This window comes from Luteitalea sp., from assembly GCF_022842525.1.
Taxonomy (GTDB): Bacteria; Acidobacteriota; Vicinamibacteria; order Vicinamibacterales; family Vicinamibacteraceae; genus Luteitalea.
On the sequence record NZ_JALHPM010000206.1, the window covers coordinates 1 to 10,491 of the forward strand.

At 68.9% G+C, this 10,491-nt stretch carries 10 protein-coding genes; 6 read left to right on the plus strand and 4 right to left on the minus strand.

Annotated features, from left to right (window positions below):
- The 3 genes from Q0C41_RS26415 to Q0C41_RS26425 form a co-directional block, all read right to left on the minus strand.
- A partial coding sequence (locus tag Q0C41_RS26415) for a hypothetical protein (protein ID WP_291989100.1) occupies positions 1–248 on the minus strand: 248 nt, incomplete at its 3' end.
- Positions 245–712: a biopolymer transporter ExbD gene (locus tag Q0C41_RS26420; protein ID WP_291989102.1), complete on the minus strand. Its 468-nt coding sequence runs from the start codon at positions 710–712 to the stop codon at positions 245–247. The genes Q0C41_RS26420 and Q0C41_RS26415, both read right to left, overlap by 4 nt.
- Before the next feature lie 4 nt (positions 713–716).
- On the minus strand, positions 717–1,475 hold the full coding sequence (locus Q0C41_RS26425) for a MotA/TolQ/ExbB proton channel family protein (RefSeq protein WP_291989104.1): 759 nt from the start codon (positions 1,473–1,475) through the stop codon (positions 717–719).
- Positions 1,476–1,628: 153 nt separating this feature from the next.
- Here Q0C41_RS26425 and recN point away from each other — a divergent pair, with 153 nt between their 5' ends.
- From recN to Q0C41_RS26450, 5 genes are all read left to right on the plus strand, one after another.
- Entirely contained in the window at positions 1,629–3,323 is a 1,695-nt protein-coding gene (gene recN / locus Q0C41_RS26430) for a DNA repair protein RecN (RefSeq protein ID WP_291989106.1), read from the plus strand.
- The gene (gene miaB / locus Q0C41_RS26435) at positions 3,323–4,681 is read left to right on the plus strand and encodes a tRNA (N6-isopentenyl adenosine(37)-C2)-methylthiotransferase MiaB (protein ID WP_291989108.1); all 1,359 of its coding nucleotides are present in this window, start codon (positions 3,323–3,325) and stop codon (positions 4,679–4,681) included. Before recN ends, miaB begins: the two co-directional genes overlap by 1 nt.
- Positions 4,675–5,160, plus strand: a complete 486-nt coding sequence (locus Q0C41_RS26440; RefSeq protein WP_291989109.1) for a bifunctional nuclease family protein — start codon at positions 4,675–4,677, stop codon at positions 5,158–5,160. Before miaB ends, Q0C41_RS26440 begins: the two co-directional genes overlap by 7 nt.
- A 225-nt stretch (positions 5,161–5,385) precedes the next feature.
- Positions 5,386–6,138, plus strand: a complete 753-nt coding sequence (locus Q0C41_RS26445; RefSeq protein WP_291989111.1) for a ParA family protein — start codon at positions 5,386–5,388, stop codon at positions 6,136–6,138.
- Between the two features lie 28 nt (positions 6,139–6,166).
- Positions 6,167–6,958, plus strand: a complete 792-nt coding sequence (locus Q0C41_RS26450; protein WP_291989113.1) for a ParB/RepB/Spo0J family partition protein — start codon at positions 6,167–6,169, stop codon at positions 6,956–6,958.
- A 332-nt stretch (positions 6,959–7,290) separates the two neighbouring features.
- Here the strand turns inward: Q0C41_RS26450 and Q0C41_RS26455 are convergent, their stop codons facing one another.
- A complete protein-coding gene (locus Q0C41_RS26455) occupies positions 7,291–9,342 on the minus strand; it encodes a glycoside hydrolase family 57 protein (RefSeq protein WP_291989115.1) in 2,052 nt (683 codons plus the stop codon).
- Here Q0C41_RS26455 and Q0C41_RS26460 point away from each other — a divergent pair.
- A partial coding sequence (locus tag Q0C41_RS26460) for an LptF/LptG family permease (RefSeq protein WP_291989118.1) occupies positions 9,341–10,491 on the plus strand: 1,151 nt, incomplete at its 3' end. The two genes, Q0C41_RS26455 and Q0C41_RS26460, sit on opposite strands and share 2 nt — an antisense overlap.

Sequence of the window (10,491 nt, forward strand, 5' to 3'; positions counted from 1 at the left end):
GCCACGGCCTGCGTGGCCTGCCGGCTCTCGACCTGCCGGCCGCCGGTCTGCGGCCCGACGTTGCCGGCCAGGCTCACCGTCATCACCGGTTCTTCCGGCGCGACGTTGATGCCCATCCACGCCGCCGGCACGAGGAACACCGCCGCGGCGAGGGCCGCATGCACGAGCGCCGACACGCCGAGCATCGGGCTCGTGCGATCGACTTCGTAGCGGGCGGCGATAACCTGCGAGACGGCGTCCATCGTCATCGGCGTCCGGACGGAGTGGCCGTGAGGATGCCCACGCGTTCGACGCCGCCGATCTTGAGCGCGTCCATCACCTCGGTGAGCTCCTGGAGCTGCACGGTGGCATCACCGCGCAGGAACACTTCCTTCTCGTCGCGCTCCGCCATCGCCTGGCGCATGCGCTCACGCAGCGCCGTCAGCGGAATGCCGTCGCGGTCGTCGCCGATCTGCACCCGTTTGTCGCGGCGATACGAGGCCGGCACCGTCACGTAGAGCCGCTCTTCGGGCAGCTTCGTGGCCCGCGCCGCCACCGGGAGGTTCACTTCGATGCCCTTCTGCAGCATCGGCGCCGCCACCATGAACACGATGAGCAGCACGAGCATCACGTCCACGAGCGGGATCACGTTGATCTCGGCGAGCGTGGTCGAGACCCGCCGCCCGCGCGACCGGCCGCCGCTGCCCGGCGAGGACGCCATCACTTTCGGCATGGCGTTACGTGAAGTTCCGCTCCGAGATGTTCAGGAACTCCAGCGCGAAGTCGTCCATCTCGGAAGCCATGATCTTCACCGTCGAGGTGAAGTGGTTGTAGAAGTAGACGGCCGGCATGGCCGCGAAGAGGCCGACCGCCGTCGCCACCAGGGCTTCGGCGATACCCGGGGCGACCACGGCGAGATCGGTCGAGCCCTGCGCGCCGATGCCCGCGAAGGCCGACATGATGCCCCACACCGTGCCGAAGAGGCCGATGAACGGCGCCAGGCTGGCGGTGGTGGCGAGGAAGGTGACCTGCTGCTCCAGTTTGTTCACCTCGACGGACGACGCCCGGAGCAGCGCGCGATCCACCGCGGCGAGGCTCTTGAGGGTTGGACGTGCCGCCGGCGCCCCTGGACTGGCCGGTGTGGACTTCGGGTCGGCCCGCAGCTGCAGGTTCAGCTCCGCGTAGCCGGCCTGGAAGAGCCCGACGAGAGGCGAGTGTTCGAGCGACTTGCAGACGCCCTGCACCTCGGAGAACTTGGCGCTCTTGCGGAAGACGTCGAGGAACGACTTCGATTGCTGGCGCGCCCGGCGCAGCGCCAGCCATTTCGAGAAGATGATGCCCCACGACACGATCGAGAAGATGACGAGCACCCCGAGCGCGACCTTGGAGACGAGGCTGGCTTCCGCCACGAGCTGCAGGATGCTGAGTGACCCGCGAACGGGTGCTTCAGCCTCCGGCGCCTGCAGGGCCAGGAAGAACAATCCAGACGTGCGCAACGACACCTCCACTGTCAGGGGAGAGATGCGCCGCTGGGAACAGCGCGGGTGTGCAAACGTAACACGTCGTGGGAAATTCTGTCAAACCCATGATACGATGGCACTTCCGTCTCCACCGTCCTACGCGCGTGGCCGACCCCTGGCGACCCGTCGATGATCCGGTATCTGGCGATCAAGAACCTCGCGGTCATCGAGTCGGCCGCCGTCGAGTTTGAACGATCGTTCAACGTCCTGACGGGTGAGACCGGCGCCGGCAAGTCGATGCTGGTCGAGGCCGTCGGGCTCCTGCTCGGCGGACGCGCGTCCTCGGATCTCGTCCGTACGGGCGAAGACACCGCCAGCGTCGAAGCCCAGCTCGAAACGCCCGACGGCCGCGACCTCGTGGTGCGCCGCGAGATCACCGCCCAGGGCCGCTCCCGCGCCTTCGTCGACGGCCAGCTCGTGAACGCCGCGGCCCTGCGCACGCTCGTCAGCGACCTTGTCGAGCTGCACGGGCAGCACGAACATCAGGCGCTGCTCGATCCGGCCACCCATCTCCCGATGCTCGATGCCTGGGCCCGCCTCGGCGACCAGACCGCGGCGGTGGCGTCCGCCTGGGCCGTCGTCAGCGACGCGGAACAAGCGCTGGCGCGCGCCGAGCTCGATGCCGGCGAACGGGCGAGCCGCCTCGAACTTGTGGAGTTCCACCTGACCGAACTGCGCAAGGCGGCGGTGGCCGAAGGCGAGGACGAGGCGCTCGAGCGCACGCGCGACGTGCTGCGCCATGCCGGGCGGCTGCAGACCCTCTGCACCGAGGCCTACGGCCTGCTCTACGAACAGGAACACGCCGCCCTCGGCACGCTCGCCCAGGTCTGGAAGCGGGTCAGTGAACTCTCCGCGATCGACGCGACGTTCGCGACACATGTCGCCGCGCGCGATGGGATCAAGGCGCAGCTCGACGACCTCGCGCTCACGCTCCGCGACTACGCGGACGGCCTCGATGCCTCGCCCGGGCGGCTCCAGGAGGTGGAAGACCGCCTCGCCCTGCTCGAACGCCTGAAGCGCAAGCACGGCCCGACGCTCGACGACGTCCGCGCGAAGACCGCGTCGCTCGAGCGCGAACTCGAGGCCCTCACCGGCGGCGCCCAGCACAAGGACGCCGCCCGGGCCGCGCTCGACCAGGCGCGCGCGGCATTCCTCGCCGTGGCCCGCACCCTGTCGAAGGCCCGGCACGGTGCCGCGAAGGCGCTGGGGACGGCCGTGGAAGCCGGCATGGCCGAACTCGGCATGGCGCGCGCCCGCTTCGAGGTGCGGCTCGCGACGAGCGAGACGCCGCAGGGCTGGCACAGCGGTGGCATCGACGCGGCGGAGTTCTTCCTGGCCGCCAACCCCGGCGAAGACCCGCGGCCACTCGCCCGCATTGCCTCCGGCGGCGAGCTCTCCCGCATCATGCTCGCCTTCAAGACGCTCTCGGCGGGGGAGCACCCGGCCCGGACGCTCATCTTCGATGAGGTGGACGCCGGCATCGGCGGGCGCGCCGCCTCGGTCGTCGGCGAGAAGCTCAGGTCGCTCGGGCAGCGCACCCAGGTGCTCTGCATTACCCACCTGCCGCAGATCGCCGCGATGGCCTCGACGCACTACTGCATCGACAAGGCGGTCAAGGGCCCCCGCACGGTGACCTCAGTCACGCGGCTCGACGACGGCGCCCGGGAGCACGAGATCGCCCGGATGATGGCGGGGGAGAGCGCGCTCTCGAGCGACGTCCTCTCGGCCGCCCGGACGCTCCTCCAGGCGAAAGCGAAAGTGGCGCCAGAGGCGAAAGCGAAAGGCGAAAGCGCCCGTGGGGCGAAAGCGAAAGTCCGCAAATAATGGCCAAGAAATACCTGATCGAAACCTACGGCTGCCAGATGAACGTGCATGACTCGGAACGCATGGCCGGGCTGCTGGAGCAGGCCGGCTTCGAGGCCACGGACGCCGACGACGACGCCGATCTCGTCGTCATCAACACCTGTTCGGTGCGCGAACGCGCCGAGGAACAGCTGTACACCCGCCTTGGCCACATCAAGGGGCTCGCCGGGCGGACCGGCCGCGCACCGATGGTCGCCGTGACCGGCTGCGTCGCGCAGCAGGAAGGCGCGCAGGTGCTCGCCAAGTCGAAGCTCGTGGACATCGTCATCGGCACGCAGCGCGTGAAGATGCTGCCGGTGCTCGTGGCCCAGGCCGAAGCCGCCAGCCAGCCGCTCGTGGACGTGGCCACGCCGTACGACGAACCGACGTTTCCGCTCGGACTCACGCGCCGCGACGATCCCGTGAAGGGCTTCGTCACCATCGTCGAAGGCTGCAACGACTACTGCTCGTACTGCGTGGTGCCGTACACCCGCGGCCACGAACGCATGCGCGCCAAGGCCGAGATCATCCGCGAGGTGGAGGAACTGGCCGCCAGCGGACGGCGCGAAGTGCAGCTCCTCGGCCAGATCGTGAACCACTACCAGGCGCCGGACGACCCCGCCTGCGACTTCGCCGGCCTGCTCGAAGCCGTGCAGGAGGTGCGCGGCATCGAGCGGATCCGCTTCGCCAGCCCGCATCCGCGCCACTGCTCGGACCGCCTCATCGCCGCGATGCGCGACCTCTCCAAGGTCTGCCGCCACCTGCACCTGCCGGTGCAATCAGGCTCGACGCGGATACTCAAGGCGATGCGCCGCCGGCACACGCGGGAGGAGTACCTCACGCTCGTGGAAAAACTGAAGACGGCCCTCCCGGACCTGCAGCTCTCGACCGATATGATCGTTGGGTTCCCAGGGGAGACCGACGACGACTTTCGCGAGACGTTGTCCCTCACCGAAGCCGTCGGATACCACAGCATGTTCTCGTTCAAGTATTCACCCCGGCCGAACACCCTCGCCGCGCAGCGGATGCCCGACGACGTCCCGGAGGCGGAGAAGACCCGCCGCATCGTCGAGCTCCAGGCGCTGCAGAAGGGGATTCAGGCCAGCCTCCACGAGGCGTCCATCGGCCGCACGGTCGAGGTGCTGGTCGACACGACCAGCAAGCGGCGCGCGTGGGAACTCGCCGGCCGCACGTCGGGCAACACCGTGGTGAACTTCCCGGGCGAGTCGTCGTGGCTCGGCAGGTTCGTGCCGGTCCGTATCGAACGCGCCGGCGCCTTCGGCGTGTGGGGCCAGCCCGTGCAGGCCGCCACGCCCGCCACCGAGGTCACCACGTGCTGATTGAAATGACGATCAAGGGCCTCACGGTCGACCCCGTGACCAATATGCCCATCGTCATCCTGCACGACGACCAGGACCGGCGCATCCTGCCGATCTGGGTGGGGGTGTTCGAAGCAAACGCCATCGCCCTCCAGATCGAAAACGTGCACACGCCGCGGCCGATGACCCATGACCTGCTGCGCAACGTCATTCACGACCTGCAGGCGAGCGTCGAGCGGGTGGTCGTGTCGGACGTGAAGGACAACACGTTCTTCGCGCACATCCATCTCGACACGCCGGCGGGGAAGGTGGCGGTGGACGCCCGCCCGAGCGATGCCATCGCCCTGGCGCTGCGCACGCGGTCGCCGATCTGGGTGGAGGAGTCGGTCATCGACAGCGCCAAGACCATCGACGCCAGCACGGCCAAGGTCGACGGCGAACGCCTCCACCAGTGGCTCGAGAGCCTCGACCCGGAAGACCTCGGCAAGTACAAGATGTAGCGGCCCACCCTCCACGCCGGGGGCGCCGCGCACGAATTGTCGGCCGGCCGACAATTGCTCTAACTTGCACGTTTGTAGGCATTTAGCGCCTGCAATTTCCCGCCGACACACGATCCGACAACGGCCGAGCCTTGACGCCGTTGCACACGCACTCCTAGAATGACCGCACTCGGTCCCCCCGGGCGGTTCGGATTTCCCATACCGCTGCAGCCACATCCGTCATCAATGATCCTCGCCATCGCGAATCAGAAAGGCGGCGTCGGCAAGACCACGACCGCCCTCAACCTGGCGGCCGCGCTGGCGCTTCGCGGCAAGTCGACGCTCCTCATCGACCTCGACCCGCAGGCCAACAGCAGCATGTCGTATCTCGACCTGCGCGAAGTCGAGCGGGGGATGTACGACGTGTTCGTCGACCCCGCACTCGACATGCAGGAAGTCATCAAGCCGACGGCCGTGCCGAACCTGTCGGTGGCCCCGGCGCGCATCTCCCTCGCCAAGCTGGAGTCGCGCCTCGTCGGCGAACTCGACGCGCCGTTCCGCCTCAAGGATCAGCTCGCGCGTCTCACGACGTTCACGCATATCGTCATCGACTGCCCGCCGGCGCTGGGCCTGCTGACCGTCAACGCGCTCGTCGCGGCGACGCACCTGCTCATCCCCATCCAGTCGTCGTACTTCGCCCTCGAAGGCACCGACGACCTCCTGGAGACGATCGAGAAGGTCCGCCAGCGTCCCAACCCCGGGCTCAAGATTCTCGGCGTCGTCATCACCATGCACGACCGCCGGACGGCCCTCGGACGCGACATCCTGGCGCAGATTCGCAAGGTGTTCGGAGAAAAGGTGTTCAGGACGGTCATCAGCAAGAGCGTTCGGCTCGAGGAAAGTCCGGCGTATCGCGAGTCCATCTTCACGTTCGCGCCCGAGTCATCCGGGGCGAGCGAGTACTACAGCCTGTGCGAAGAGGTCATCGAACGTGCCTAAACCACGCGGTCTTCCAGTCGCTCTCCAGATGCGCCACGACGCGCACTACGTGGACACCCTCGCGGCCTCGGCGGCCACCCCCGTGGGCCGCATGGTGCCGATCGACAAGGTCGATCCCAACCCTGACCAGCCGCGGCAGGCCATGGGCGACCTTTCGGACCTGGTCTCGTCGCTCACCGAAAAGGGGATCATCGAGCCCCTGATCGTCCGCCAGCGCGGCGAGCGCTACCAGATCATCGCCGGCGAACGGCGCTATCAGGCGGCCATCCGGGCCGGCATCGTCGAACTGCCGGTCGTCGTCCGCGACGTCGACGACACCGAGATGCTGGAGCTCGCGCTCGTCGAGAACATCCAGCGGAAGGACCTGACGGCCTTCGAAGAAGCCGAAGCGCTGCACAGCCTCAGCACCAAGTGCGGCTATACGCACGAGGATCTGGCCAAGCGGCTGGGGAAGTCGCGGACCTCGATCACGGAGTCGCTGTCGCTCACGAGCATCCCGCCGGAAGTGCGCAAGGTGTGCCGCCTCGCGGACATCTCCAGTAAGTCGATCCTGCTCCAGGTGGCCCGCCAGGGCGACCCGAAGAAGATGGCCGCGCTCGTCGAGAAGATCGCCACGCAAGGCGTGACCCGCGAGCAGCTCCGCAAGGAACAGGAAAAGCCGAAGCCCGGCCCAGGACGCCCGAAGGCGTTCGTCTTCAGCTTCCGGCCGCCGACCAAGGCGTTCAATCTGCGCCTCACGTTCAGCAAGAAGCAGGCGTCGAAGGACGAGGTCATCAGCGCCCTCGAAGCCATCCTCGACGACCTCAGACACCAGCAGTAGTCCCGGACGCGACGTCCGGACATCCCACCTCAGACGCGCCCGAATCACGGCCACGGAGTCGTGATTCGGGCCGCGCCACACCGAACGACATTCCCTCGCGACGCCGCGCAGCGTAACGCACGCGCGATACGCCACGGGCGGCGAGCCGGACCGCCGCAGCAGATCGGGCACTTCCCCCGGCCCTTCTTCCTAGCTTAGTTTACATAAGATATATTATCAGACTCTAATGATAATAGGCCGCAATTGTGGCTGTTGATGGTTTGTGGGTGGTTTGCCCTGGCAGATGCTCGGGCCGGCGACGACCGCGGACCCGGATGCCCCGCGGCGGTGACTCAGGCCGTCCAGACGGCCGCGCCGGCGCTCACGGCTGGCAGCTCGACGCGGCGCGCGAGTCCGTCGCCCGGCACCGTTTCGACGATCCGCCGCGCGGCGTCACGGGCCACGACCCTGAGGCGCACGACCGTGCCTGGGCCGGCGCCGAGCGCCTCCCACGGGATGACAACACGGCCGCCCGGAATGTCGCGCGTGACCGGCGTGGCGCCCGAATCGAGCGCCACCGACTCCACGGCCAGGCCGACGCCGTCCGCGGCCTCTACCCAGAGCACCAGCCCGTCCGTGGTCGCACCGGCATCGCAGCGCGTGATGGCCGAGCGGCCCACCCGGTGCATCGACCCGGCCGACCGCTCGAGCGGCGCGGCACCGAGCCGCGCGAAGTAACTCGCCGTGGTCGCGGTCGTCGCCGCCGGCTCGGCGGCCAGCCGCAACCGCAGCACGTCGTCGCCGGCCACGGCGGTCGTGATGTTGGTGCGATGCAGCTCTTCGGGCGGCTCGACGCCCATGGCCCGCCAGGCCCGCCGCAGGTGCCGGCGGAACAACGCGTCGAAATCGCGATCGTGCGCCGATGAGTGGTCGTCACCGTACCACCAGAACCAGTCGCTGCCTTCGGCCGCCTGGAGGGCGTCCATCGCCTCGGCCGCCGCCTCAGCCGTCAGCTCGGCACGGTGGGCCTCGAAACGGGCCCGCGCCTGGCCGAGCTGGACCCAGGCGCGCCGGTCGTCGGCGTGGCCCATCCAGATGCCGAAGTCGGCGTGAATCCACGAGCCGGCGAAGAGGCGAGTCAGGGGTGTGACTTCCCCGCTCGTCGCCTCGTGCATCGTGACCGGCTCGATGTCGGGCGCCTCGGCCAGGCGCCGGTAGAGTGCGCGCAGGAACGGCCGGCCGCCGCCAGCGTAGTGCTCCCAGGCATTCTCGCCGTCGAGGATGATCGGCACGATGGCCTGGCCGCCATCCACCGCGGCGAAATGTGCGCCGATCGCGCGCAGCTTGCCGACGAAGTCGTCCACCGCGGCCTCGGCCGGCCAGCTCTGGTAGACGAAGCCGATGGCGTCCGACAGGCCGTGGTCGCGGAACAGCATCCGCACGTCGCCGTGCGGCGTCGCGAAGGCGTGGGCGCGGAACTTCAGTACGTCAGGCGTGGGCTGCCCGGCCAGCGCGCGCGAGCGCTTCAGGATGTCTTCATCGGTGGCCATCCACCGGAAGCCGGCGCGGGCGATGGCGTCGGCCGCGGCCGCCGAGACGCTGCCTTCCGACGGCCACACGCCGCGCGGCGGCTGGCCGAACCAGCGCGTGTGCGCGTCGATGGCGCGCGCCAGTTGCGCGTCGGCATCGGCCGGCCAGATGAAGGGCGGCTCCGGAAGCGGCGCGCCGGGATGCGCGTCGTGGTGCGCGGCGGAGTCACAGAGCAGCGGCAGAATCGGGTGGAAGTACGGCGAGCACGACAGCTCCACCTGGCCGCGCGCCGCGGCGGCCTTGCAGGCCGGGACGATCCGGCGCAGGACCTCGAGCTCGACCGCCCGCAGCGTGTGCTTGTCGTGTTCGTCGAAGTCGCGCCCCTTGGCGCGCAGGCGCTGCACCCGCGGGTCGGTGGCGGCGATGTCCGGGTCCACCCAGGCCAGCTTCTGCCAGACCTGCAGATCGCGCAGTGCCGCCAGATCGAAGGGCCGCTCCCCCGCCTGCAGCCGCCAGAGTTCGGCGTAGCGCGGGTAGGGGTCGACCATCGTGGGCGGATGCGCGTGGAACCCTTCGCGGATGAACCACTCGGCCTCGGCGCGGTCGAGGGCGTCGGCCTCGCGCAGCCCGAGCACCAGCTGTCGATCCCACGTCCGTTCCTGCGCGTAGGCCTCGACCTGCTCGACGAGCGACGGCACCATGTTGAACGTGGCCCGCATGCCGGGGCACTCGTCCACGAGCGCCACCATGCCCCAGTAGTCCTTGAGCGCGTGGAGCCGCACCCACGGCAGCACCGACTCGCCCGTCTCCGGGTCGAGGTAGTACGGCTGGTGCATGTGCCAGAGAAGCGCGAGCCTGACGGGAGGTGACGGCATGCTGCTGGTACAATCAGGTCAGCCGCGCATGCGCACGCTCGACCGGTACGTAATTCGCGAAGTGTTGGCGCCCTTCGCGCTGGCGCTGCTCGTGCTCACGTTCATCCTGATTATCCCCTTCATCATCGCGCAAGCCGAAACGATGATTGCCAAGGGGGTGCCCTGGCTGACCGTGGCACGGGTCATGGTCACGCTCGTCCCGCAGGCCCTGGGCCTCACGATTCCCATGGCCCTGCTGGTCGGGCTGCTCGTGGCCCTCGGCCGGCTGTCGGGCGACCGCGAGGTCGTGGCCATGCAGGCCTGCGGCCTGAGCCCGCTGCGTCTGCTCCGTCCGGCCCTCTTCGTGGGCGTGCTCGGCTGGGCGGCCACCTCCTGGGTGCTCATCTCGGCTATCCCCGATGCCAACCAGACGTTCCGCGAGATCACGACCCGGCTCGTGGCTGACCGTGCCGAAGGCGAGGTGAAGCCGCGCGTCTTCTTCGAGGACTTCCCCGGCTTCGTCGTCTACGTCCGTGAGGTGCCCGAGACGGGCGGCTGGACGGGCGTGGTCGCCGCCGACACCAGGTCGCCGCAGCACCCGGTGCTGTACGTGGCGAAACACGGCCGCATGCTCGTGGACCGGGCCAAACGCACCATCCAGATGGTGCTCACCGACGGCAGCCGTCACAGCACGTCGGACCGCGATCCGAACGGCTACGACATCAGCACCTTCGCCGAGACGATCGTGCCGCTGGACCCCGAGAGTGTGTTCCCGCGTCAGGGCCCGGCGCGCGGCGAACGCGAGATGTCGATCGCGGAGCTCCTGACCAGGGCGGCCGAAGTCGAAGCCCGCGGCGACTCGTCGCACGGCCAGTGGCTCGAGATCCACAAGAAGTTCTCGATTCCCGCCGCCTGCTTCGTGTTCGTGCTGCTCGGCGTGGCGCTCGGCGCGACCGACCGCAAGGACGGACGCCTGGCGAGTTTCGTCCTCGGCCTCGCCGTCATCTTCATCTACTACGCCGTGATGTGGATCGGCGAGTCGATGGCCAAGGGCCGCTACCTCGAGCCGTGGCTCGCCCGCTGGCTGCCGAACCTCGTGCTGGGCCTGGCCGGCGTGGTCGCGCTGTGGCGGCGCCTGCGGCCGGCGCGACGCTCCGGGACGCTGCTGCC